The 24,804-nt window shown below is 48.2% G+C and carries 25 protein-coding genes and 1 other RNA gene; 6 read left to right on the top strand and 20 right to left on the bottom strand.

Translation table 11 applies throughout. The features are described 5' to 3' along the window. Positions 1-30 precede the first annotated feature (30 nt). The 3 genes from recJ to xerD are packed head-to-tail and all read right to left on the bottom strand — an operon-like array spanning position 31 to position 3,382. A complete protein-coding gene (gene recJ, locus HH682_RS03395; RefSeq protein ID WP_250318528.1) occupies positions 31-1,761 on the bottom strand; it encodes a single-stranded-DNA-specific exonuclease RecJ in 1,731 nt (576 codons plus the stop codon). 4 nt (positions 1,762-1,765) lie between these two features. Beyond that, positions 1,766-2,467 (bottom strand): bifunctional protein-disulfide isomerase/oxidoreductase DsbC, encoded by a 702-nt coding sequence (gene dsbC / locus HH682_RS03400; protein WP_250318538.1) that lies wholly within the window; start codon positions 2,465-2,467, stop codon positions 1,766-1,768. Between the two features lie 27 nt (positions 2,468-2,494). Continuing rightward, on the bottom strand, positions 2,495-3,382 hold the full coding sequence (xerD, locus tag HH682_RS03405) for a site-specific tyrosine recombinase XerD (RefSeq protein ID WP_214236313.1): 888 nt from the start codon (positions 3,380-3,382) through the stop codon (positions 2,495-2,497). A 141-nt stretch (positions 3,383-3,523) separates the two neighbouring features. Between xerD and fldB the strand changes: the two genes are divergently transcribed. Beyond that, positions 3,524-4,042 (top strand): flavodoxin FldB, encoded by a 519-nt coding sequence (gene fldB, locus HH682_RS03410; RefSeq protein ID WP_214236222.1) that lies wholly within the window; start codon positions 3,524-3,526, stop codon positions 4,040-4,042. 3 nt (positions 4,043-4,045) lie between these two features. On the opposite strand, the gene HH682_RS03415 is transcribed toward fldB, so the two are convergent. Further along, positions 4,046-4,462: a protein YgfX gene (locus HH682_RS03415; protein ID WP_214236223.1), complete on the bottom strand. Its 417-nt coding sequence runs from the start codon at positions 4,460-4,462 to the stop codon at positions 4,046-4,048. After that, on the bottom strand, positions 4,437-4,703 hold the full coding sequence (gene sdhE, locus HH682_RS03420; protein ID WP_048912650.1) for an FAD assembly factor SdhE: 267 nt from the start codon (positions 4,701-4,703) through the stop codon (positions 4,437-4,439). Before sdhE ends, HH682_RS03415 begins: the two co-directional genes overlap by 26 nt. 228 nt (positions 4,704-4,931) lie before the next feature. On the opposite strand from sdhE, the gene ygfZ reads away from it, so the two are divergent. Continuing rightward, entirely contained in the window at positions 4,932-5,897 is a 966-nt protein-coding gene (ygfZ, locus tag HH682_RS03425) for a tRNA-modifying protein YgfZ (protein WP_214236224.1), read from the top strand. A gap of 109 nt (positions 5,898-6,006) precedes the next feature. Here ygfZ and trhA read toward each other — a convergent pair whose 3' ends face one another. The 9 genes from trhA to HH682_RS03470 all read right to left on the bottom strand — a co-directional run bounded on the left by trhA (position 6,007) and on the right by HH682_RS03470 (position 16,540). Continuing rightward, complete coding sequence (gene trhA, locus HH682_RS03430; RefSeq protein WP_214236225.1) at positions 6,007-6,660, bottom strand: PAQR family membrane homeostasis protein TrhA; 654 nt, start codon at positions 6,658-6,660, stop codon at positions 6,007-6,009. 142 nt (positions 6,661-6,802) lie between these two features. Further along, on the bottom strand, positions 6,803-9,670 hold the full coding sequence (gene gcvP / locus HH682_RS03435) for an aminomethyl-transferring glycine dehydrogenase (protein WP_214236226.1): 2,868 nt from the start codon (positions 9,668-9,670) through the stop codon (positions 6,803-6,805). Positions 9,671-9,678: 8 nt separating this feature from the next. Then, entirely contained in the window at positions 9,679-10,065 is a 387-nt protein-coding gene (gcvH, locus tag HH682_RS03440) for a glycine cleavage system protein GcvH (protein WP_214236227.1), read from the bottom strand. A gap of 14 nt (positions 10,066-10,079) precedes the next feature. Next, positions 10,080-11,174: a glycine cleavage system aminomethyltransferase GcvT gene (gcvT, locus tag HH682_RS03445; RefSeq protein ID WP_214236228.1), complete on the bottom strand. Its 1,095-nt coding sequence runs from the start codon at positions 11,172-11,174 to the stop codon at positions 10,080-10,082. A 345-nt stretch (positions 11,175-11,519) separates the two neighbouring features. Further along, positions 11,520-12,176, bottom strand: a complete 657-nt coding sequence (gene pncA / locus HH682_RS03450) for a bifunctional nicotinamidase/pyrazinamidase (RefSeq protein ID WP_214236229.1) — start codon at positions 12,174-12,176, stop codon at positions 11,520-11,522. Positions 12,177-12,189: 13 nt separating this feature from the next. Continuing rightward, positions 12,190-13,395: an FAD-dependent 2-octaprenylphenol hydroxylase gene (ubiI, locus tag HH682_RS03455; protein WP_214236230.1), complete on the bottom strand. Its 1,206-nt coding sequence runs from the start codon at positions 13,393-13,395 to the stop codon at positions 12,190-12,192. Between the two features lie 15 nt (positions 13,396-13,410). After that, entirely contained in the window at positions 13,411-14,589 is a 1,179-nt protein-coding gene (gene ubiH, locus HH682_RS03460; RefSeq protein ID WP_214236231.1) for a 2-octaprenyl-6-methoxyphenyl hydroxylase, read from the bottom strand. Further along, complete coding sequence (gene pepP / locus HH682_RS03465) at positions 14,586-15,932, bottom strand: Xaa-Pro aminopeptidase (RefSeq protein ID WP_214236232.1); 1,347 nt, start codon at positions 15,930-15,932, stop codon at positions 14,586-14,588. Before pepP ends, ubiH begins: the two co-directional genes overlap by 4 nt. A gap of 38 nt (positions 15,933-15,970) precedes the next feature. After that, on the bottom strand, positions 15,971-16,540 hold the full coding sequence (locus tag HH682_RS03470; RefSeq protein ID WP_214236233.1) for a YecA/YgfB family protein: 570 nt from the start codon (positions 16,538-16,540) through the stop codon (positions 15,971-15,973). A 163-nt stretch (positions 16,541-16,703) separates the two neighbouring features. Here HH682_RS03470 and zapA point away from each other — a divergent pair, with 163 nt between their 5' ends. The 3 genes from zapA (at position 16,704) to HH682_RS03485 (ending at position 17,945) form a co-directional block, all read left to right on the top strand. After that, on the top strand, positions 16,704-17,033 hold the full coding sequence (zapA, locus tag HH682_RS03475; RefSeq protein WP_048912634.1) for a cell division protein ZapA: 330 nt from the start codon (positions 16,704-16,706) through the stop codon (positions 17,031-17,033). 41 nt (positions 17,034-17,074) lie between these two features. Beyond that, a non-coding RNA gene (gene ssrS, locus HH682_RS03480) (6S RNA) lies at positions 17,075-17,258 on the top strand. Positions 17,259-17,339: 81 nt separating this feature from the next. Next, positions 17,340-17,945: a 5-formyltetrahydrofolate cyclo-ligase gene (locus HH682_RS03485; protein WP_214236234.1), complete on the top strand. Its 606-nt coding sequence runs from the start codon at positions 17,340-17,342 to the stop codon at positions 17,943-17,945. Between the two features lie 20 nt (positions 17,946-17,965). Here HH682_RS03485 and serA read toward each other — a convergent pair whose 3' ends face one another. Beyond that, a complete protein-coding gene (gene serA, locus HH682_RS03490; protein ID WP_214236235.1) occupies positions 17,966-19,204 on the bottom strand; it encodes a phosphoglycerate dehydrogenase in 1,239 nt (412 codons plus the stop codon). A gap of 206 nt (positions 19,205-19,410) precedes the next feature. Next, positions 19,411-20,103 (bottom strand): ribose-5-phosphate isomerase RpiA, encoded by a 693-nt coding sequence (gene rpiA, locus HH682_RS03495; protein ID WP_214236236.1) that lies wholly within the window; start codon positions 20,101-20,103, stop codon positions 19,411-19,413. A gap of 151 nt (positions 20,104-20,254) precedes the next feature. Here rpiA and HH682_RS03500 point away from each other — a divergent pair, with 151 nt between their 5' ends. Beyond that, complete coding sequence (locus HH682_RS03500) at positions 20,255-21,163, top strand: LysR family transcriptional regulator ArgP (RefSeq protein ID WP_214236314.1); 909 nt, start codon at positions 20,255-20,257, stop codon at positions 21,161-21,163. Here HH682_RS03500 and HH682_RS03505 read toward each other — a convergent pair. The 4 genes from HH682_RS03505 to fbaA form a co-directional block, all read right to left on the bottom strand. Further along, the gene (locus HH682_RS03505; protein ID WP_214236315.1) at positions 21,099-21,866 is read right to left on the bottom strand and encodes an oxidative stress defense protein; all 768 of its coding nucleotides are present in this window, start codon (positions 21,864-21,866) and stop codon (positions 21,099-21,101) included. The two genes, HH682_RS03500 and HH682_RS03505, sit on opposite strands and share 65 nt — an antisense overlap. Before the next feature lie 29 nt (positions 21,867-21,895). Beyond that, positions 21,896-22,519, bottom strand: a complete 624-nt coding sequence (locus tag HH682_RS03510) for a LysE/ArgO family amino acid transporter (RefSeq protein ID WP_214236237.1) — start codon at positions 22,517-22,519, stop codon at positions 21,896-21,898. Positions 22,520-22,651: 132 nt separating this feature from the next. Continuing rightward, on the bottom strand, positions 22,652-23,503 hold the full coding sequence (gene mscS, locus HH682_RS03515; RefSeq protein WP_214236238.1) for a small-conductance mechanosensitive channel MscS: 852 nt from the start codon (positions 23,501-23,503) through the stop codon (positions 22,652-22,654). Between the two features lie 171 nt (positions 23,504-23,674). Beyond that, a complete protein-coding gene (fbaA, locus tag HH682_RS03520) occupies positions 23,675-24,754 on the bottom strand; it encodes a class II fructose-bisphosphate aldolase (RefSeq protein ID WP_214236239.1) in 1,080 nt (359 codons plus the stop codon). Positions 24,755-24,804 lie beyond the last annotated feature (50 nt).

Genomic DNA, 24,804 nt, shown 5'->3' on the forward strand with positions numbered 1-24,804 from the left:
CCGAAACTCCCCTCAGCGTGTAACCTCTTTTTAGGCTTTCGGCCAGAGGTATTCGACTAATAATTGGGCGCTACGTTGTCCGCGATACTCATTCACATCCAATTTATACGCCAAAGTCGCGCGTTGAATGCTGGGATCGGGCCATTGGCGTAAGTCGATATTAAAGGCAATGCCATCAATGAGCGGACCGCCATTCACCGGTTCGAGAAGTAGCTTCAAATGTTTTTGCCCCACTAACCGTTGTTGCAATAGTTTGAATTCACCATCGAACAGTGGCTCGGGAAAACTCTGCCCCCATGGCCCCGCGTTGCGTAACATCTCAGCCGTTTCAACGTTCAATTGCTGTGCGGGTAATTCACCGTCAGACCAGATCACGCCTTGTAGCACATCATGATCCAGCCACTCTGTGACCAATTGCGCAAAATAATCACGAAAGCGTGGGAATTGCTCTTCCGTTAAACTTAGCCCTGCCGCCATCGCATGGCCACCGAACTTAAGAATTAATCCGGGATGTTGGCTATCTAGGCGTTCGAGAACATCTCGTAGATGCAGGCCAGCAATTGAGCGGCCCGATCCTTTTAAGGTGCCCTCCCCTGCGGGAGCAAAAGCAATAACCGGTCGATGGAAACGCTCTTTTAAGCGTGACGCGACAATACCAACTACCCCTTGGTGCCATTCTGGATGGTAGAAGGCTAAGCCCCTGGGAAGATGTTGCTGTTTTTCAAGCTGCTCACAAATCAGTAAAGCCTCTTGTTGCATCCCCTGCTCAATCTCTTTGCGGGTCTGGTTGAGGGCGTCAAGTTCAGTCGCTAACATCCGAGCTTGTGGCTCGCTCTCGGTAATCAGTAATTCGACGCCATGGGACATATCATCGAGCCGCCCCGCCGCATTAAGTCTTGGACCTAGTGCAAAACCGAGATCACTGGCGTTCAGACGTGAAGCTTGCCGTTGACTCACCTCAAGTAATGCCCGAATTCCTGGACGGCACTTGCCGGCACGAATACGCTGCAGACCTTGCCACACCAAAATCCGGTTATTCGCGTCGAGTGGCACCACATCGGCTACGGTACCAAGCGCAACTAGATCTAACAGATCGGCCAGATTGGGGATCGTCCCAGTAAACCACCCTTGCTCTCGCAAGTAAGCGCGCAGTGCGAGCATCACATAAAATGCCACGCCGACCCCGGCTAAATTTTTCGAAGGAAAGGTTGCCTCCGGCAGATTGGGGTTAACCATCGCCGCCGCCGCGGGTAACACCTCACCGGGAAGATGGTGATCGGTAATAATAACGGGGATGCCTAACTGCGTGGCGTGCTCGACCCCGCTAATTGAAGAAATGCCGTTATCGACGGTAAAAATAAGCTGCGCTTGCCGGGCGTGGGCCAGGTCGACGACCTCAGGGCTGAGCCCATAGCCTTGCTCGAACCGGTTAGGCACCAGATAACTGACCCGTTGAGCGCCAAACTGTTGCAACGCTAAGACAGAGAGTGCCGTACTGGTTGCGCCATCCGCGTCAAAGTCACCCACCACCATGATATGCAGATTATCACGCATGGCCTGGTGTAATAACTGCACGGCCCGATCAATGCCGGTTAATCCCTGAGGGGATAAAAGATAATTCGCGCCCCGCTCCAATTGTGCCGCATCAGTGATACCCCGCTGCCGATACAATTGTTGCAATAGAGGAGGAAGCGTAGCCGAAAGCTCGACGTCAGCCTGTGGCTGACGTCGTTGTAGTTCTGGTATAGCGCGTGAAGACAAGGGATTATCCTGCGTTGATACGATCCAGATACTGTTTTAACTCATTAGGTCCTTGATAACCGGGGATCATGACACCGTTTTTGGTGAGCATCGCTGGTGTCCCTTGAATGCCATACAGCAGACCTAATTGATACTGTTTACCAATATCGACGTTACAGCTGCCAGCAGCAGGAGTTTTACCGGCCATTGCGGCATCAAAGGCTGCTTTACGATCTTTGGCACACCATACATTTTTCATCGCTTTAGCCACATCGCCCTGCATACCTTGACGTGGGAACGCGAGATAACGGATAGTGATCCCTAACGCATTATAATCTGAGATCTGTTGGTGTAACTTACGACAGTAACCACAAGTGATATCGGTAAACACGGTGACCACATATTGCTCTTTAGGCGCTTTATAGACAATCATCTCCGGTGCTAGGGCTTCCACTTTCTTGTCTAAGGTTTGGAAAGTGACATTAACCGCGTTTTTGCCGCTGATATCGTACAGTGGGCCTTGGATCATCTGTTTACCGTCGTCAGTGACATAAAGCACTCCGTTATCCGTTAATACTGTGCTAATACCTGATAACGGCGAAGGCTGGATATCACTGATGTTTACGCCTAACTTGGTCAACGATTGGATGATCGCTGCGTTATTGGCATAGCTGGCGCTGGAAAATGTCGCGAATAATGCGACCATTGGGATTAACGTTTTTTTCAGCATTGTCTTATCCTTATTTTCACCCCGCTAGGCGCGTGGGTGATGCTGTTGATGCAGTTGACGGAGTCGTTCGTTGGCAACATGCGTATAAATTTGTGTTGTCGAAAGGTCGCTGTGACCGAGTAGCATTTGTACGACGCGCAAATCGGCACCGTGATTGAGCAAATGGGTTGCAAAGGCGTGACGCAGCACATGGGGCGAGAGCTTAGCGCTATCAATACCCGCGATTAACGCATAGTGTTTAATACGATGCCAAAATGTTTGCCGAGTCATTTGCTGCCCACGGTTACTGGGGAAGATTATATCAATTTTTGCGCCATTAATCAGCCAAGGTCGGCCATGTTCTAGATAATTTTCTAGCCAATAAATCGCCTCTTCCCCCAGCGGCACTAATCGCTCCTTATTACCTTTCCCCAAAATTCTTACCACTCCCTGACGTAAGCTGAGATCACTGAGGGTGAGTCCCGTTAATTCCGACACCCGTAATCCGGTGGCGTAAAGCAGCTCGATCATCGCTTTATCACGCAGCTCTAGCGGAATTTCGGTGGAAGGGGCTTCAAGTAGGCGAGCGACTTGTGCTTCACTCAGATCCTTCGGTAACCGTTGCGGCAATTTAGGGGAGGAAAGTAATGCGCTCGGATCATCGGGGCGTATCTGCTCACGATAAAGATATTGGAAAAGCTGGCGCATCGCACTGAGCTGACGTGCTGAACTGGTTACGCGATAACCCCCTTCTAGCTTCTCAGCCAAAAAACCTTGTAACTCGGGCGCACTCACGGTGAGTAGCGCTAATTGGTGCGCCTCAAGCCACTCCACCAGCTGTTTAAGATCGCGACGATAGGCTTCTAAAGTATTCTCTGCTAAGTTGCGCTCAATCCACAATTGGTCAATAAAGCCTTCAAGAAGGGGATCCATTGACGGTGTTGACGTCGATTTCTTCATTGATTCTTTTTCCGGTTACTTGAGCTAAACGGTCACTATTATGCATCAACTACGCCTCCCTGTATGCTTTCTGATACACTCAACCCAGAATGGGAACCTACGAGTCAATTAAGCATGAAAATAGGGTTATTTTACGGTTCAAGTACCTGTTATACCGAGATGGCCGCAGAGAAGATTCAAGCGTTTATCGGCCATGATTTGGTGACCTTACACAATGTTAAGGACTATGCCCTCTCTGCAATGGCCGAGTACGATTTGTTGATCTTAGGTATGCCAACATGGGACTTCGGCGAATTGCAGGAGGATTGGGAGGCACAATGGCAAACGCTGGCTGAACTCGATCTCTCTGGAAAAATTATCGCCCTCTATGGAATGGGGGATCAGGCGGGTTACAGCGAATGGTTTTTAGATGCACTCGGTATGCTGCACGACTTGTTACAACCAAAAGATGTCGCGTTTGTCGGCTATTGGCCGATTACGGGGTATGAATTTATCAGTCAAAAACCGCTCACTGCCGATGGACATCACTTTGTAGGACTGGCCTTAGATGATGTGAATCAGTTTGAAGAGACGGATGAGCGCATTGCAAATTGGTGCGAACAGGTTCTCGATGAAGTCGCTGCGCTACTGTAGCGATTACTTCCATTGTCGATTACGACCTTTTAACCAGTAGAAGCGTAAGTTACGCCAAGCCTCTTCAGACATGGTATCCGCCATTAACCAGAAATACTGAGTGTGTTGTGCCGAACGCCAACTGATCATCACTCCCCAAGGTAGCCAACAGAGTGGCGCGCTAAGTCGCCACTGTTGGTGCTGCCAGTACCATGTCTCTTGATTATCAATCCCTAGGGGGCCAACCCTTAATGAAAGTCTTTTCAGCGACCGTGACCTTTCGATGATAACCGCTACAATGGCTAAAGGCTTAAGTAGGTAAAACAAACCAAACCACGGCGAAAGCAAGATTACGGCTAGAGTAAAGAGTACCCAGCCGTTAACCGCCCTCACGGCATAACGCGAGGGACGGATCTCAGTTTGCCACAGGTCCGCGTGCACTATTGCGCGTCCGAATAAGTTCGACCATTCCTTTGAGTTCGTCACTCGCCGGCTGCCCATGCCCCATCAACCAATTAAATAAATCAGGATCATCTGCCTTCAATAGGGCAATGAACGTACGCTTTTGTGCATCGGTTAAGGTATGGTATTCGTGTTCGAAAAAAGGACGGACTGCTATGTCCAGTTCTAACATACCTCGACGGCATGCCCAGTGAATACGAGAAGTGTCTTCAATACCTATTTCTGCTGTTTCCACACGTTATTCCTTAATTATACCCTCAACCAGAGGAAGAGAGTGTACCGCAGAGCCAGTTTGAACGGCAGTGTAAATCACCCTATCTTCGGCATAACTCGCACTTTTGTGTTGGCTAATCTCTTTTCAGGCTTTACGCTTTAATGAATAATGAGACCAATTTCGTAAAGCGGCCCGCGTCGCTTTCACCTTCACTGTTGTACGACAGGAGATGTCATGAATTCTCAACCCGCAATTGCTACGTCTTACACCGAGCTAGCCATTTGTTCGCTTACTGATTGGGCGCTGGTTTCAGCTCAAGGTGCCGATGCGACAGCTTATTTACAAGGCCAACTCACCGCAGATCTGAGTCAATTAGCAGAGAATGACCACCAACTTGCCGCACATTGCGATGCAAAAGGTAAGATGTGGAGTAACTTGCGTATTTGCCACGACGGCGAAGGTTACAGCTATCTATTACGACGTGACGTGCGTGAACAACAGCTTACTGAAATAAAAAAATATGCGGTGTTTTCTAAAATTACCTTGATTGCCGACGATAGTCGTTCAGTACTTGGAGTGATGGGAACGCAAGCTGCTGATTTCCTTAGCCAACATTTTTCTCAATTACCTGATGCCTCCCAACCACGGGTGAGTGAAGGATCCACGCTGCTTTTGTGGCTAGCCACCCCAGAAAATCGCTATATTGTAATAACTGAACCGGCTAACGCCGAAGCGTTACTTACCCAGGAGTCCGCCGCGGTCTGTGAACAACAGCGGTGGCTGGCCGCCGATATTGCCGCAGGCATTCCGGTGATTGAGGCAGCCAACACTGCGCAGTTTATTCCGCAAGCGACAAACTTACAGGCACTCAATGCCATTAGCTTTAAGAAAGGTTGTTATAGCGGTCAAGAGATGGTCGCCCGTGCCAAATATCGTGGGGCCAACAAACGAGCACTCTATTGGCTGGCTGGCACAGCCAAACACGCGATTGCCGCCGGTAGCGCGATTGAACTGCAAATGGGCGAAAATTGGCGTAAAACCGGTACGGTTCTCTGCTCGGTAATGGTGGAGCCCAATACGCTGTGGGTACAAGTTGTCTTGAATAACGACCTAGGGACTAATGATCGGTTCCGTGTGGAAGGCGAATCTGACAGTGAATTACGTATTCAGCCATTGCCTTACTCATTAGACGACGCGTAGTTTCCACGCCTCCTCCCCCTCAACGATAAGAAAACGACTTAGAGGGGGAAGCTGTTTAGGGCTAACTACGACGCTGGCTCCAGAAGAGTTCTTGTACCAGTGTTAACCTTTACTTGATATAGAAATAGATTGCGCAAAAATGGCATATTGCACCGCCTAAAACAAAGGCGTGCCATATCGCGTGATTAAAAGGTATCCGCCGGTTAACATAAAAAATCACGCCTAAAGAGTAAACTATTCCGCCAATTGCCAGTAGCCATACGCTGGCTGCGGAGAGTTTAGTCGCCATTTGATAAATCACCACTAGCGATAACCAGCCCATTAGCAGGTAAGTCACCACCGATAGCACCTTAAATCGATGGGCAAAGACTAGCTTAAAAATAATGCCCAAAAGTGCCAGTGACCATATCACCACCATTAAGCCTTCCGCCAAAGGCGAGCGTAGCCCAACTAATAAAAAAGGTGTGTAGGTGCCTGCGATAAGCAGATAAATTGCACAGTGGTCGACTTTCTTTAACCAAGGCTTGGCGTTTTGATTAGGGATAGCATGATAGAGGGTCGAGGCAAGAAACAGCACGATCATGCTGCCACCGTATAAGCTGTAGCTGACAAGGGTGATGATATCTGCACCACGTTCTAGCGCTTGGACAAGTAGCAGGACTAAGCCTACGACACCAAAAAGACAACCTAGGCCATGGCTTACACTGTTTGCTATTTCTTCCGCCAATGAATATCCGGGAGAATGAGTATTTGTCTTGGCCATAACAGCTGTGTTAACTCCTTTATCAACCAGTGACTGAATAACTAGACTAACTTAGAATAAATTCAGAGTACACTTGTAAGCTTAAATAAAACTGTGAGGAGGTGTTACAGCCCCCTATCGGCAGAGGGCGGTATAAGAGGGTTTATTGATAGTCAGCAATCGGTACACATGAGCAAGATAGATTACGGTCGCCGTAGACATCATCAACTCTTTTGACCGTTGGCCAGTATTTATTCTCGACTCCCGCAGGAAAGACCGCTATTTCACGGGAATAGGCATGAGTCCAGTCATTGACCAGTTCTTGCTGAATATGGGGTGCATTGACCAGTGGGTTATCATCCAATGGCCACTCTCCTTGAGCGACTTGCTCGATTTCATGGCGAATAGCCAGCATCGCGTTAATAAATCGATCGAGTTCAATGAGGCTCTCTGACTCCGTAGGCTCAACCATCAAAGTACCTGCTACGGGGAAAGACATGGTGGGTGCATGAAAACCATAGTCGATCAGTCGCTTGGCGATATCCATTTCACTAATACCGGTGCGTTCCTTTATGGGGCGAATATCAAGGATGCATTCGTGGGCTACTCGCCCTTCAGGGCCGGTATACAGAATATCGTAGTCTGATGATAAGCGGCTCGCAATATAGTTCGCATTAAGAATCGCAATGGTACTGGCTTGCTTCAACCCCTCTCCACCCATCATTCTGATATACATCCAACTAATGGGAAGAATCGACGCACTGCCAAACGGTGCGGCGCTGACCGCACCTTGCTCGGTCAACAGCGTCGACTGCACAATACTGTGCCCAGGAATAAATGGGGCAAGGTGTGATTTAACCCCTATTGGGCCCATTCCTGGGCCACCGCCACCATGCGGAATACAAAATGTTTTATGCAGATTAAGGTGAGAGACGTCCGCCCCGATATGTCCTGGTGTCGTAATACCCACTTGCGCATTCATATTGGCACCATCCAGATACACTTGCCCACCGTGCTGATGAACAATCTCACAGACTTCGCGGATAGTCTGCTCGTAAACACCATGGGTCGAGGGATAGGTGACCATAATGCAGGAGAGGTTGTCCCCGGCTTGGCTGGCCTTAGCACGAAGATCCTCTACATCAATATTACCTTGCTTATCACAGGCCACGACGACCACTTCCATACCTGCCATTTGCGCTGATGCCGGATTGGTGCCGTGAGCGGAGGCTGGAATGAGGCAAATATGACGCTGCCCTTGATAACGGCTTTCATGGTAGCGGCGAATGGCAAGTAAACCGGCATATTCTCCTTGCGCCCCTGAGTTTGGTTGCATACATAACGCATCGTAACCGGTCAGGGTAATCAGCCACTCGGAAAGCTGTTCGATCATCTGTAAATAGCCGGCAGCTTGGTGAGTGGGACAAAAAGGATGGAGGTCGGCAAATTCCGGCCAAGTGATCGGTAACATTTCTGCGACGGCATTGAGCTTCATCGTACAGGAACCTAAGGGGATCATCGCCTGGTTAAGCGCCAAATCCTTACGCTCAAGTTTGTGCAGGTAGCGCAGCATCTCGGTTTCACTGTGATACTGATTAAATACCGGGTGCGTCAGAATGGCACGTTGTCGCATTAAGGCTTGAGGAATTATGCGTTGCTGACTGACATTGCGATCCTCTTGGTCGATATCGACTGTTATCGCGCGTCCAAGCAGTACCTCCAGCAAAACAATAATATCTTGCCGTTGCGTGGTTTCATCCAGCGTAATCCCGATTGCATGATGAAGATCGCTGCGCAAATTAATATGCTGCTGTTTTGCTCGCTGTAGTACCTGCGCTTTATCGGCAACCTCGACCGTTAAAGTATCGAACCACTGTGAGTAACGGAGAATTAATCCATTATCTTGCAACACCTTTGCGAGAATTTTCGTATAACGATGAATACGCTGCGCGATGCGTGCTAGACCTTCAGGACCATGCCATACCGCGTACATTCCAGCGATATTAGCTAATAGCACCTGTGAGGTGCAGATATTCGAATTCGCTTTTTCGCGACGTATATGCTGTTCTCGAGTTTGCATTGCCATACGCAGTGCGATATTTCCTTGCACATCACGCGATACACCTATAATTCGTCCCGGCATCGCCCGCTTGAAGGTCTCTTTGGTCGCGAAGAACGCAGCATGAGGACCACCGTATCCCATAGGCACGCCAAAGCGCTGTGAAGAGCCAAAAACGATATCGGCCCCTAATTCCCCCGGCGATTCGAGAAGCACTAATGCCATAAATTCGGCTGCGACAGCAACAATAACGCCCTGCTGTGATAACGATGCAATAAGTTGACGATAATCATGCAACGCCCCCTGCGAGCCACAATACTGTAAGCAGATGCCAAAAAGATCTTGGTAGTCTACCGCCCTCTCAGCACTATCGATAACCAGCTCGAAGCCAAAGGTCTCGGCACGCGTTTTTAGTACAGCGAGAGTTTGTGGGTGAATGTCTTCTGCCACAAAAAATTTATTGGCATGTTTGCGTTTACTCACCCGCTTTGCCATGGCCATGGCTTCTGCCGCGGCCGTCGCTTCATCAAGTAACGACGCGGAGGCAACATCCATCCCTGTGAGATCTAAAGTGACCTGCTGAAAGTTGAGCAACGCTTCAAGCCGTCCTTGAGAGACCTCTGGTTGGTAAGGGGTATAGGCCGTATACCATCCGGGGTTCTCAAGTAAATTTCGCAGGATAACGGGTGGGGTGTGTACTGCACTGTACCCCATGCCGATCCACGATTTGTAACGAAGATTTTTCGCCGCGATGGCTTTTAATTCTGCCAGCGCCTGATGCTCGCTAGCGGATGAGAGCTGCAGTGGCGAAGTGGAGAGTTGAATATTTTCAGGCACGATAGACGCAATCAGCCTCGGCAAGTCAGGCGCGCCAATCTGCTGTAACATCTGCTGTTGTTGGTCGGTATCAGGACCGATATGGCGGCGAATGAAGGCATCTGGATGTTCTAACTGGCTAAGTGTTTGCGTCATCGTATTGCTCACTTATTAATTAAGGTTTGGTAGGCATTGGCATCGAGTAATTGGTCGAGTTCGTTTTCGTTATTGACCTTAATCTTAAATAACCAGCCGGCCTCGTAGGGTGATGTGTTCACCAACTCAGGACTGTCATTGAGTTCGTCGTTAATCGCAATGATTTCACCGCTTAGTGGAGCATAAATGTCGGATGCCGCTTTAACCGACTCCGCGACAGCACAGTCATCGCCCAAGGTGACTTCACGACCTATCTCAGGTAAATCCACAAAGACCATATCGCCTAATAGGCTTTGCGCATGTTCGGTAATCCCCACGGTGACAGAACCATCATTTTCTTGACGCACCCACTCGTGGCTATCGCGATATTTTAATTGTTGTGGAACATTGCTCATTTTATTCTCCATTATTAAATCAAAGATTTTCCGGCGCGAACAAAGCAGGGTTGCGTTACACAAACCGGAAGTTCGCGTTGGCGAATAAGTACCACAGCCTTGTCACCGATCGATGCGGGAACCCGAGCAAGCGCGATGCTACAGCCCAGAGTTGGTGAGAAGGATCCACTGGTGATAACGCCCTGCTGAGGATTACCGTTGATGTCGGTAAAAGAGACCGGTAGTTCATTACGGAGGACGCCTTTCTCATGCAGTATCAAACCCACCAGTTTTTCAGCCCCCTGTTCTTGTTGACGTTCAAGGGCCCTTCGCCCCATAAACTCTCGATCTTCCGGTTGCCATGCCACCGTCCATGCCATATTTGAGGCAAGCGGAGTGATGGATTCATCCATTTCTTGCCCATAAAGATTTAACCCAGCCTCCAAGCGTAAGGTGTCACGTGCCCCCAATCCTGCGGGTTTTACGCCAACTTCTAACAGGGCTTGCCATAATGAGGCGGCTTGTGTGGCAGGTAGCGCAATTTCATAGCCGCGCTCACCGGTATAGCCTGTTGTGGCGATAAACCAACCGTTACTGTTAACTGAGAAAAAAGGCTTAAGTCCCGCCACAGCTTGGCGCTGTTCAGCGCTCATTACCGCCTGGGCTTTATCCATTGCGTCAGGCCCTTGCACCGCAATAAGGGCTAAATCTCGCCGTTCTTCAATCTGAATACCATAATCCTTGGACTGTTCTGAGATCCAAGCCAGATCGTTTTCGCGTGTTGCAGAGTTGACCACTAATCGGAAGTGTTGTTCATCGAGAAAATAGACAATTAAGTCGTCAATAACGCCCCCTGAAGCATTGAGCATAGCGCTGTACAAGGCCTTACCAGGGAGGTTTAATTTCGCCACATCATTCGCCAATAGATAGCGTAAAAACTCACGCGTACGTGCGCCAGTGAGATCGACAATGGTCATATGGGACACATCAAACATTCCTGCCGAACGACGGACGGCATGGTGCTCATCGAGCTGTGAGCCATAATGCAATGGCATTAACCAACCATGAAAGTCGACCATGCGAGCACCGCAGGCTTGGTGTTGTGCAAAGAGAGGGGTTTGTTGACTCATAACACTCCTTCTGCCGCGTAAGGTTCGCGGTGAGTTAGCTTACTTAGGTCTGAAGTCGGGATCGAGATACGCAAACGTTATCCTTCCGGCACGTTATCACTCATTGCAGCAGTTAGCTATAAGGTGAAATAGGGACGAAAATGGGTTGCACTGAAATAGCGCACACTTTGTTGACGAAGATGATTGGCGTGATAATGTGAAATTAAAGAGACAAATGACGACAAATGTCGCTATTTGTCTCTTTGGATAAAAAAACTGGCTGAGCTGCCCTTACCACATGGCTCCAAATTATTTCGATTCAGATTAGTTTATCTAAGGGTAAATGCGATCAACAATTAGAATAAATCAACTTTCACAACGCTGGTGCAATTGACAAGATGTGAGGAAACTCACACCAGCATCCTGCATTGCCGCTTTAGCACGATGGAGTGAGCCTTCGATATCAATCGCTCGACAAGCATCCTCTATGACCCAGGTCATTAACCCCGACTCAGCGGCATCAATAGCCGTCCAGGCCACACAAAAGTCAGTGGCAAGTCCCGTTATGACGACTTGCTTAATACCCTGTGCTTGCAGCCATGCGAGGAGTCCGGTTGAGGTGCTACGATCCGCCTCAAGAAAAGCAGAGTAACTATCGATGGCTTGGTGGATACCTTTACGAAGAATCAATCTGGCATGTGGAAGAGTTAAAGCGTCTGACAGCTCAGCCCCCTCACTGCCTTGTACGCAGTGGTCAGGCCACAAACATTGTGGCCCATAAGGCATGTTAATCTGTTGGTAATCTTCACATCCTGGATGGGAGGAGCTGAAGGAGAGATGGCCAGCAGGATGCCAATCTTGGGTAATAACCACATGCTGAAATAAGGGTGCAACGCGATTAATCACAGGGATTACTTCATCCCCCCGAGGGACCGCTAGGGCGCCATGAGGGAGAAAGTCGTTTTGAACATCGACAACCAAGAGTGCAGTGCTTTTATCTATTTCCAATGTGCGTTGACCCATTCACGGATGCCTTCTACTTACGTAACCATTCAGGGAGATCGTGTTCACCCAGAGCCTGTTTGATCAGCTGTGGTTTAATACCGGGTAGCTTATCCGCAAGCGTTAGCCCAATATCACGAACCATTTTTTTCAGTGGATGGTGTCCAGCGAAGAGATCTTGGAAGCTTTGCATACTTGCCAACATTTTTGCCGCACTGAGCTTGCGAAGACGTTCATAACGGCGGAGATAAAGGTGTTGACCAATATCTTTGCCTTCTTGCTGCAGCCGGATAAGTTGTCCTATTAGTTCAGCCGCATCCATAAAGCCTAAATTAACCCCCTGCCCAGCCAGTGGATGGATGGTATGTGCCGCATCCCCGACTAACACAAGCCGATGGCTGGCAAATTGACGCGCATAACGCGCTGTCAGCGGGAAGTTTTTACGTTCACTATTTAGGGTACAAGGCCCCAGTTGCATGTCGAAGGTGACTGCAAGCTGCTGACAAAATAGCGAGTCATCCATTAAGCTGAGCTTTTTCGCCGTTTGGGGTTCAGTCGACCAGACGATAGAGCAACTGTGCGGATCTTCGAAAGGCAGAAAGGCTAAAATCCCTTCGCCATGGAATACCTGCCGCGCAATACCTTGATGGGGCTGTTCAGTACGGATATTTGCGACCAAGGCATGATGCTTATAATCCCAAAACGTTAGTGGGATATCCGCTTTACCCCGCAGCCAAGAGTGCGCGCCATCTGCCGCCACCATTAAACGTGCAGTCATCATGCTACCATCTTGTAGACTGACAAAGGTTTCGTTATCACCGAAAGCCGTCTGTTGAAGGGCTGCATTAGGGATAAGGGTAATATGAGACAGTTTTTCTGCTTGGCGCCACAAAGCTGAGTGCAGCACGGTATTTTCTATAATATAGCCCAAGCCATGGCCACCCATATCGCCATCATCAAAGGCTATTTGGCCGAAGCTGTCTTTTTCCCACACTTTCATACCGTGGTAACAGCTGGCCCGCATCTGGAGGATATCCTGCCAAACTCCCAATTTATCTAACAAGCGTTGGCTAGCGCGATTAATTGCTGAGACACGTACCGATAGAGGATCCTGGGGACTAAAGCTGGGGGCAGCCCCTTGTTCGAGGACGGCAACACTCAGCCCTGAATCTTTCAGTCCACACGCCACTGCGAGCCCGACCATTCCACCACCAGCAATAATAATATCGTAGCTTTGCATGCATATTCTCTTAATTTAACGTTTAACCCAGCCTAAAGTACGGCTAGCGAGGTGGTGTTTCAACCCGGTGACTCTTTCCATAGCGAGTAATCCCAGATTACGGCCAATGATTAAAGGTAAATTATCATTCGCAAAAAGTCGGACTAAGCCATCAGTGATCGAGATGGTCGTCGCGCGGTCTTGTGCTCTTCGCTGCTGGTAGCGATTCAGTACGCTAAAATGGCCTATATCCTGTTGCTGGCTATAAGCCTCCGCTAAGCTTTCAGCCAAACTCATGACATCCCTAAGTCCAAGGTTAAAGCCTTGGCCCGCGATAGGATGAAGAGATTGAGCCGCATTACCAATCACTACGCTACGGTGTGTAATCAACGACTGCGCTTGATGCAAGCTCAGCGGATAGGACTCACGCTGACCAACTTCAGTAAATTGGCCAAGTCGCCAGCCAAATTCACGTTGTAACTGCTGTAAAAATAACGCGTTATCTGCCACCAGGAGTTGTTCACTGGTGGAGGCTGACACGCACCACACTAAGGATAACCGGTTTTCCGACATCGGTAATAGGGCGATGGGACCATACTGAGTAAAGCGTTCGTAGGCTCGACCATTATGTGGCATTGATGTGCTCACATTAGCGATAATGGCAACTTGATGATAGTCATCACGCTGCCATACAAAGCCTGCTTGGGTTGCGAGGGCTGAACGGCTACCACTGGCAATCACTAAGGTCTGCGCATCAAGCGTTTGACCGCTTTCAAGCGTCACCGATACCTGCTGCGCCGATCGCGTCAAGTTTACCACTTTTTCCGGACAGCGCAGCGTCACACCGGGTGCCTGGTGCAGCCGCTGAAAAAGCACTTTTCCCGCAGCATGCAGTTCAATAACATTGCCAAGGGCGGGTAAATGGTAATCTTCCCGACAGAGTTCGACCTGACCAAGATGGCCTCGATCGGAAACATGGATATCGGTGATAGGCGTCGCAAAAGGCTTAAGCGCCGACCAGACACCAATACGCGCAAGTTGCTGACAGGTTCCCGCAGCCAATGCGATGGCCCGGCTATCAAAACCAGGATGTGCAGCCTCATGCGGGGAACTCCCCTCAACTAAGGTGACAGAAATTTTACCTTGAGATAAGGTGGATAATGCGAGCGCAAGCGTTGCGCCAGCCATCCCGCCTCCGACAATAATTACGCTCATAGTGGCTTATTTTCACCTAGACGTCTTGCCTGAGCCGATTGCATCAACTGTTCAATCGCATCGGGGTCTTTGACCACCTGCTCCGTTAAGTTTTCATGCCCTGACTCAGTGATCACGATATCGTCCTCAATACGGATCCCTATACCACGGTAGCGTTCGGGGACTTTCGCATCTGGCGCAATATATAAACCAGGTTCGACCGTCAATACCATACCCGGCTCTAAGATACGGGTACGGTCAGCACTGCCGTAACTCCCCACATCATGGACATCAAGACCTAGCCAGTGACTTAGACCATGCATAAAAAAGGGTCGATACGCTTTTTCTTCAATTAATTGCGAGATATCGCCTTCTAAGATCCCTAAGCGGACCAAGCCCTCAACCTTTATACGAATAACAGCGTCTGTCACCTCAGCAATCGTGGCGCCAGGGCGAAACAGCGATAACGCCGTTGTTAATGCGTGTAAAACAATCTCATAAAGTTCACGCTGTGGTGCCGTAAACTTACCGTCAATAGGAAAAGTACGGGTGATGTCACCAGCATAGCCAAATAGCTCACAGCCAGCATCAATCAGTACCAAATCCCCCTTTTGGAGCGGAGATTCGTTTTCAGTGTAATGTAAGATACAGGCGTTATCGCCGCCGCCGACAATGGTATTGTAAGAGGGGAATCGGGAACCGTGACGAGAGAATTCATGATGAATTTCTCCTTCCAACTGGTACTCATACATTCCAGGTTGGCACTGCTGCATCGCGCGCTGGTGTGCTAAGGCACTGATACGTCCAGCCTCACGTAAAATCGCTAGTTCTTCATGATCTTTTTTCAAACGCATTTCATGTACGATTGGTCGCCAGTCAATCACAGTGCTCGGCGCGCGAAGATTTTTCCGCTCCCCTTCTCGTAGCGTTTTTAATGCATGAGCGATTTTTTCATCAGCAAAGTCATACTCCCCACTGGAGTGATAAAGGGTGGATAACCCATTAAGCACCTGAGCCAGTTGCTGGTCAATCTCTCCCCAAGGCAGTGCGCGGTCAACGCCAAGCTTTTCTATCGCCGCCTCCTGACCAAGACGGCGACCAAACCAGACCTCTGCATGGGGATCACGGTAACGGTTAAAGAGAATACTATGGTTATGTTGCTCGTCACTTTTGATCAAAACCAGTAACGCTTCGGGCTCGTTAAAACCCGTGAAGTACCAGAAATCACTATTTTGGCGAAAGAGATATTCGGTATCTCGGCTTCTTGTTACCTCTGGCGCAGCAAAGAGTAAGGCCGCGCTACCCGGTACCATCTGTTTAAGTAACGCCTGACGGCGTTGACAGTAATTTTTCTGCGAAATCATACCCTAAGCTCCCTGTAATCCATTTTACCGTGAAAGGATCAATGTAATGTTGGACCCTGCGTGACGGCTGAGGCATCCGATTGCGGTGTGTTGAAGGTTTCATGACAGAGTAAAGCAGCCACTCTGACATATTCAATGACTTCCTCCAAAGATTGTGCAAGCTCTTCCGGATCTTCATCTTCGTCGTAGCCTAACTGAGCGATAGTACGCAAATCGTCAATCGCTTCCCCAGCTTCGCCTTTCACTTTATCTAATTTTGGCTGCGTTACCCCTAAGCCTAGTAGAAAATGGTTTACCCAGCCGGCGAGTGCGTCTGCGCGCTCGAAGACGTTATCGCCTTGGTCATCCGGTAAATAGAGCTGGAAATTGAATCCATCTTCCTCTAAGGAGTGCAATGTATTATCGTATATCGCTTGTAAGGATTGATTAAGTTGGACGGAGAATGCTATGCCTTCATTAGTAAGGTCATGAACCAGGGCCTTCCAGCTATGATCTTTAGTCCCACCGCAAAGAATTCCGCTGAGTAAACCATGCATCTCAGCGGCAGTCATACCGACACCTTGTGTCGTGAGTTCGCTGTTAAGCGTGTTATAGTTCGGTGAAGTCATAATTATCCATAGTCTTAGGAAAGTGAAGTGAGGTCTATGCTACCATTAGCTCCCTCATAGATTCCAGAAAAGGGGTTGTAACTTCTGCCTCAGGTATATATAGTGGCGCCCTTCCAAAGCAAGTGACTTTGGAAGCGGACAACGTAATTATCAGGAAGGTAACATGTCTGCGCAACCGGTAGATATTCATATTTTTGGTCGTTCACTCCGGGTGAATTGTCCTCCAGAACAAAAAGAAGCTCTACTTTCTGCCGCTGAAGATCTTGACCAGCGTCTGCAGGATTTAAAACACAGAACACGCGTCACGAATACAGAACAGTTAGTGTTCATTGCAGCATTAAATATTTGTCACGAACTTGCGCAAGAAAAGAACAAGACCCGTGATTATGCGAGCAATATGGAACAGCGTATTCGTGTACTGCAGCAGACTATTGAACAGGCATTAGTTGAACAAGGGCGCATCAGTGATCGTCCTGAAAGTAAATTTGAATAATGGTTTCAGGGATCCTGTGCTATAATTATCCCTGAACAACGTATTCTCTGAGATGTTTGCAAGCGGGCCAGTCCCCTGAGCCGATATTTAGTACTACTAGAATGTGGCGCCTCATATCTTGTGTGCATGCTCGGTTCGTCCGAGAAGCCTAATAGGTATGACGACACGTTCACCTTGAACCAAGGGTTCAAGGGTTACAGCTCGCAGCGGCATCTCGGAGATCCCCTCTCCTCCTCTATAGTTTCTCTTTACTGTCTTGGGTTATCGCCCTATTATCCTTGAGTGCCCTCACAAGGATGTTACGTTATGGACTCACCTCTTCATCAACAGCGCCAATCTTTACGCCAGCATATGCGTCGCTTAAGACGTTCGCTGAGTGAATCACAACAATTCCAAGCTAGCCAACAACTTGCCGAGCATGCCATCCTCTACTCTGCCATTGAACAATCGCAACGTATTGCGCTATTTCTGTCGATGGACGGTGAAATTAATACTCGCCCGCTGATTGCGCGTTTATGGCATTTAGGGAAGAGTGTTTATTTGCCCCGCATTGACCCCTTGCAGCCTACTTCACTGTTATTTCAGCGTTTTACCCCGCAAACCAGCTTGGTAAAACATCGCTCAGGTATGCTTGAGCCTGAAGAGAATACCGACGAGTGCTGCCCGTTTACTGAATTAGATGTGATTATTGTGCCCTTGGTCGCCTTTGACAGCGCGGGACAACGTTTAGGTATGGGAGGAGGTTTCTATGACCGCCTATTGGCCGATTGGCAAAAGACGTCGGTTTTTCCTATTGGCATTGCGCACAATTGCCAGCATCAGGAGGCTCTTCCTATCGAACCTTGGGACATTCCTTTACCGGCAGTGATCACGCCCAATAAATTATGGCAATGGTCGAGTAAAGAGGCCTAGCGGCCTCTTTAGAATCATAATCAGTAGAGTAGTCGAGCACGAATAGTGCCAGGAATGTCCTTCATCAGCTGTAACGCTTTATCAGCCACTTCTTGCTCCGCATCGACATCAATCACGACATAACCTAAGTGAGGTGAGGTTTGTAGGTATTGACCAACGATATTAATATTTTGATCACCAAAAATATTGTTAATTGCGGTTAAGATCCCCGGGCGGTTTTCGTGGATATGCAAGATACGACTTGCCGAAGCACTGTGTGCAGGGAGTGATACTTCAGGGAAGTTTACCGCAGAGAGCGTTGAGCCATTATCTGAGTATTTCGCCAGCTTGCCTGCTACTTCAATCCCAATATTCTCTTGCGCTTCTTGCGTAGAACCACCGATATGTGGGGTCAAGATAACATTATCGAATTGGCAAAGCGGTGAGTCGAAGGGATCGCTGTTGGAGGCTGGTTCAACAGGGAAAACGTCGATTGCTGCGCCACCCAAGTGTTTACTCTCTAATGCTTCACATAGCGCCGGAATATCAATGACTGTCCCGCGGGAAGCGTTAATTAATAAGGCCCCTGGCTTCATGGCTGCCAGCTGGTCTTTGCTGATCATCTCTTGAGTATTTGCGGTCTCCGGAACGTGCAAACTGACCACATCACTCATCGCTAATAGCTTGTCTAATGATGCCACTTGTGTCGCGTTACCGAGTGGCAGCTTACTTTCAATATCGTAAAAGTAAACATACATCCCTAAGCTTTCCGCCAGGACACCCAATTGCATACCAATGTGACCGTAGCCAATGATGCCAAGCTTTTTACCGCGAGCTTCAAAGCAGCCTTTTGCATTTTTGTTCCAAATGCCACGGTGAGCTTTCGCGTTTGCCTCGGGGATACCACGCATCAGTAATAATAATTCACCAATGACCAGTTCGGCGACTGAACGTGTGTTAGAGAACGGGGCGTTAAAGACGGGAATACCACGTGAAGCTGCGGCGTTGAGATCGACTTGGTTAGTACCGATACAGAAACATCCCACCGCAATTAATTTCTCGGCTTCCGCGAAAATCTCTTCGGTCAGTTGCGTGCGAGAACGAAGGCCAACGAAGTGAGCATCACGAATCGATTCTTTCAGTTGCTCAGGACTGAGCGCGGATTTATGAAACTCAATGTTGGTATAACCCGCTGCTTTTAGGTTATCGAGAGCCGATTGGTGGACCCCCTCGACTAATAAAAACTTAATTTTGTCTTTTTCCAGTGAAACCTTAGCCATTACCCGACCCTATAAAATTGATTTTCGTTAAATACCCTTAGCTAACCGCCAACATAAGAAAAAAATAGGCCAAGAGCAACACCCTAAAAAACGTTAAACCGATTAAAACAATCGTTTACTTACCCATAATTCAACGCCAAAACACTGTATAGTGGATATGCTTTAGCGGATTAACTCGATGAGGACACTTTTTGTGATATAAATCACTATTTGTGGGTCGCGACTATTTTTTCGTAACCAGCACGAAAAATTTTCTTCACGCCGTTTTCGCCACCAATTAAGGCTATATCAGCACCGCGCTTTGCAAACAGCCCGACAGTGACTACTCCCGGTAGCGCATTGATCGCGGCTTCTAATTTATCCGGATCGTCGATTAACAAATCGTAGACATCAAGAATAATGTTACCATTATCCGTAACAATATCTTTTCGATACTCTGGACGACCCCCTAGTTTCACTAACTCGCGTGAGACATAAGCTTGAGCCATGGGGATAACTTCGACGGGTAAGGGGAAGTGACCTAAGCAGTCGACCTGTTTTGATTGATCTGCGATACAGATAAAGGTCTGCGCAACCGCCGCGATGATTTTTTCACGGGTGAGTGCTGCACCACCGCCTTTAATCATTTGTAAAGCGGGGTTAATTTCGTCTGCCCCATCGATGTACAGTGAGAGTGAGTCAATTTTATTGAGATCGAAAACTGGAATACCATACGATTTTAAACGTTCAGTCGAGGCTTCTGAACTGGACACAGTACCAATAATTTCATCTTTGCGGGTGGCTAATGCATCAATAAAATGAGCTGCTGTTGTACCGGTCCCTACGCCAACGATCGTATTGGGCTGAACATAGTCGAGTGCCGCCCAGCCTACTGCTTTTTTAAGTTCGTCCTGAGTCATGGTATGTTAAAACCTATACGTATTTCGGTAGCCGTAGTATAAAACAAGCTTATCTAAAATAGTGATTTTTCGTGGATTGAAATGTAGTTTTGCGCGTTCAATCTCAAGACAAACCGATTTTTTTCTTTCAGTCAGGGACTGAGAAAACATGATAAAAAGACCCGATTACCGTAACCTTCAAGCCCTTGATACTGTGATTCGTGAGCGCGGATTTGAACGGGCGGCACAAAAGCTCTGTATTACACAATCGGCGGTATCGCAGCGTATCAAACAGTTAGAAACGCAATTTGGTCAACCTTTGCTGGTCCGTACGGTCCCCCCCCGTCCCACTGAGCAAGGCCAAAAATTACTCGCCCTACTCCATCAAGTTGAGCTTTTAGAAGAGCAGTGGCTAACCGATGAAAAAGGCGGAACAACGCCCCTACTTCTCTCCATTGCCGTGAATGCTGATAGTCTTGCGACGTGGTTATTGCCGGCATTACGGGATGTGCTAGCGGATTTACCGGTTCGCCTGAATTTACAAGTCGAAGACGAGAGCCGTACGCTCGAGCGTCTAAGACGTGGCGAAGTGGTCGGTGCGGTCAGTATACAACCACGTGCCTTACCCAGTTGCCATGTCGATACCCTTGGTGCCTTAGACTATTTATTTGTGTCATCCCCCGATTTTGCTAAGCGCTACTTTCCGCAGGGGGTCAACCGCCAAACACTGCTCAAAGCCCCGGCCGTTTCCTTTGATCACTTAGACGATATGCATCAAGCCTTTTTACAAGAGAACTTTGATTTGCCGCCAGGCAGCTTGCCGTGCCATATCGTAAATTCTTCAGAAGCCTTTGTGCAGTTGGCCAAGCAAGGGTCTGTGTGTTGTATGATCCCGCATTTACAGATCGAGTCTGAGTTAGCTGAGGGGGCCCTGATTGACCTGACTCCCGGACTTTATCAACGCCGTATGCTTTACTGGCACAGGTTTGCGCCAGAAAGCCGCGTCATGGGACGCGTTACGGACTCGTTGGTTGAGTATGGTCGCCAGGTTCTGCGCCAAGAGAGTGAGTGTTTAGTGTAAAGACCACCTCAACATTATCGGTGAAATCGAGTTTTTTCTGTTGATAGGTTTGATCGGGTGTCGTGTCAGCGGCAGATGCTTGCACGCTCATCATCCTAACCATCGGCATCGTCACGTTATGTTGAGTCTGGTAGTTGATGCTCCACACTGAGCCTAACGAGGCATTAAAGCCGGATGCCAACCCTTTGGCCTTGGTAATAGCATCTTTAATCGCATCTTGCCGAGCTTGTTGCTGATAGTGTTCAGGGTGGTCAACGCCCATCGATACCGAACGAATATCATTTAACCCAGCGGCGAGCGCGCCATCTAATAACGTATTGAGCTTAGCGAGTTGGTGCAGAGTTACCTCCACCCTACGTGATGCTTGATAACCCGTAAGTTTAGGCTTGCCCCGCTGTGAATAGTCATAGTCAGCATGGGTCTCGATGTTCGCGGCGTTGATATCTTTATCTGCCACTCCTTGCTGATGTAAAAAATCAAAATAACGTGCGATGCGGCTATCAACCTGTTTTTTGGCTTGAGACGCTTGCGCGTGAGTAGCCTTTACTTCGATCACTATGGTGGCCATATCGGGTTGAGCCTGTACCTGCCCCTGACCGGAGGTACTGAGATAAGGCGTATTGGGGGTCGTTTCGGCAGACACTGATGCCGTTAGCCCCATGCTCACACTAAGCAGCCCTAATGCAGTAAGTCGCTTTTTCATCATCGTACTCCTTTATCCATCGCTATTCGTTATCTCTGTTGCAACATTACCACGCCTTCACTGGCCAGTCTAAACGCCAATGTCAGTAATAAGATGACCACTACAAAAGCAATCAACTTTTGAATACGTGGCTGCATAAGCTTTTCAGAAAGTAGCGTGGAAATTGATGAGAGTAAATAAAACCAGATAATAGATGCAGAAATAGCCCCCGCGACGAAGGTCAGACGTAACGCTGCAGGAATTTGACTCCCAAGACTTCCGAGTATGACCACAGTATCAAGATAAACATGAGGATTTAACCACGTCACCGCCGTAAGAGTGAGGAGCAGTTGACCAAGGGAGGTAGCTGAACGCCCTACTGAGTCAGTGGTGATAGGCTGGCGGATCTCTTTGATTACCCCATAGCTATACCAGAGTAAGAACACGACTCCTACCCATGTCATCCCTAGCATCAACAGCGGATAGTGTTGTAAAAATGCCGCTCCGCCTAAGACCCCAGTAGTAATTAATAGCATATCACTTACGACGCAAAAGGTTGCTGCCACGAAAGCATAGCGTCGCAACATCCCTTGACGTAACACTATTGTATTTTGCGGGCCTATAGGAAGAATCAGTGCACCGCCCAGTGCAAAACCTTGTACAAATACAGACATCTTAAGCCCCTTTTAAACAGTAGGCGTTAAGTGTGCGATAAAGGAAGGTTGGAAAGGAAATTAAAAAAAACGGGGGGCTATTAGTGAAATGAATACTCCACAGCCAGCATGGCTGACTGTGGAGAGCGGTCTTTAGCTTTCGCTACTGCGAACAAGGTGTACATCCATTTGTGGGAATGGAATACCAATTTTGTTTTTATCTAAGGCACGCTTAAAGTCAGCCATAAGATCCCAATAGACCTGTTGTAAATCGTCGCTTTTACTCCAGCAACGTACGATGAAATTTAATGAAGAGGGGGCCATTTCGTTCAATGCGACAACGATCCCTTTTTCTTTAATGACACGCTTATCTGCTTCTACGACTTCGCGCAGAACTTTCATCGTCAGGTCAATATCTGCGTCGTAAGCTACGCCAATGATAAACTCATTACGACGCTCTGGTTCACGTGAATAGTTGATGATTTTACCCGTGAAGATTGAGCCGTTAGGAATGACCGCAATCTTACCATCAGAGGTTCTCAGCGTGGTTTGGAAAATTTGTACGTTTAAAACAGTACCAGAGCACCCACCAACATCCACGAACTCCCCAACCCGAATCGGTCTAAAGGTGACCAGCAGCACACCGGCCGCGAAGTTTGAAAGTGAGTTCTGTAAGGCTAAACCGACGGTTACACCAATCGCACCGAGTACAGCAATGAAGGAGGCCGTTTGTACGCCCACTCGGCTGACCGCAGCAATGAGCGTGAATGCGATAATCGCATAACGGACGATCATCGAGATAAAATCGGCGACCGTTTGGTCAATATGACGCGAGATTAAGACTTTATTAATGGTTCTAGAAACGATTTTCGCGACCGTAAATCCAATAAATAGAATGACGAGAGCCGCGGCGATATTGACTACATAACTTAATAAAAGTGACTGGTTCTTTTCAATCCAAGTCCCGGCACTATGTAAGCCGTTTACTACGTTAAGATCTTGCATTAGATCATCCTGTCGTGGGTTTCCAATAAATAACGCTGGAGCATCTGTGCAAGACGTCCCGTTAAAAAGGGTAACTAAAAACCCGCAAATTGCCAACCTCGTCAGGTAACTTCAGGAAATTTACTGCGTCAAACGGAGAAAACGCCAGCAAAGCTGGCGTTTGGGGGAGTATTACAGACGGTCTATAGCATTCAATTCTCGGAAGGCTTGCTCTAAACGCACGACCATAGAACTTTGCGCCGCACGTAACCAGACACGTGGGTCGTAGTACTTTTTGTTTGGCTTATCGTCGCCTTCTGGGTTACCCAGTTGGCTTTGTAAGTAGCCTTCGTTCTTTTTGTAGAACTGTAGGATACCGTCCCAGTTTGCCCATTGGGTATCAGTATCGATATTCATTTTAATTACGCCATATTCGATAGACTCTTTGATCTCTTCAGCTGAAGAGCCTGACCCACCGTGGAACACAAAATTCAGGCTATTGTGAGCTAAATTATGTTTCTCACTGACGTAGTCTTGAGAATTTCTCAGGATTTTTGGCGTTAGTTGCACGTTACCTGGCTTATACACACCGTGAACGTTACCGAATGATGCCGCAATGGTGAAATTAGGGCTGATAGCGCTCAGTTTTTGATAAGCGTAATCAACATCTTCAGGCTGGGTATAGAGCGCCGAGTTATCGAGGTGTGAGTTATCCACGCCATCTTCTTCTCCGCCTGTACAGCCTAACTCAATCTCAAGCGTCATTCCCATCTTCGCCATGCGCGCGAGGTATTGACCGCTGATTTCGATATTCTCTTCTAAAGATTCTTCAGAAAGGTCAATCATATGTGAAGAGAAAAGCGGTTTACCGGTATTTTTGAAATGGGACTCGCCCGCATCCAGTAATCCATCAATCCAAGGTAGTAGTTTTTTTGCACAATGGTCAGTGTGGAGAATAACGGGAACACCGTATTGTTCAGCCATCAGGTGAACATGTTGTGCGCCAGTGATAGCCCCTAGGATGGCTGCTGCTTGTGGCTTATCAGAGGTGAAGCCTTTCCCTGCGAGGAATGCTGCTCCGCCGTTAGAAAACTGAACAATCACTGGTGCTTTAGCTTTTGCAGCGGCTTCTAATACCGCATTGATTGAATCAGTACCGATGCAGTTAACTGCTGGTAACGCGAATTTATTCTCTTTAGCTACTTGGAAAACTTTTTGTACGTCTTCACCCGTAACGACACCCGGTTTTACGAAATCAAAAATTTTAGACATAAGTGTTGTCCTGTTTCATTGGTCGTAAGCTGAGATCACCTTTTCAGCGG

This window comes from Rosenbergiella gaditana (assembly GCF_018494065.1).
In the GTDB taxonomy this organism is placed as follows: Bacteria; Pseudomonadota; Gammaproteobacteria; order Enterobacterales; family Enterobacteriaceae; genus Rosenbergiella; species Rosenbergiella gaditana.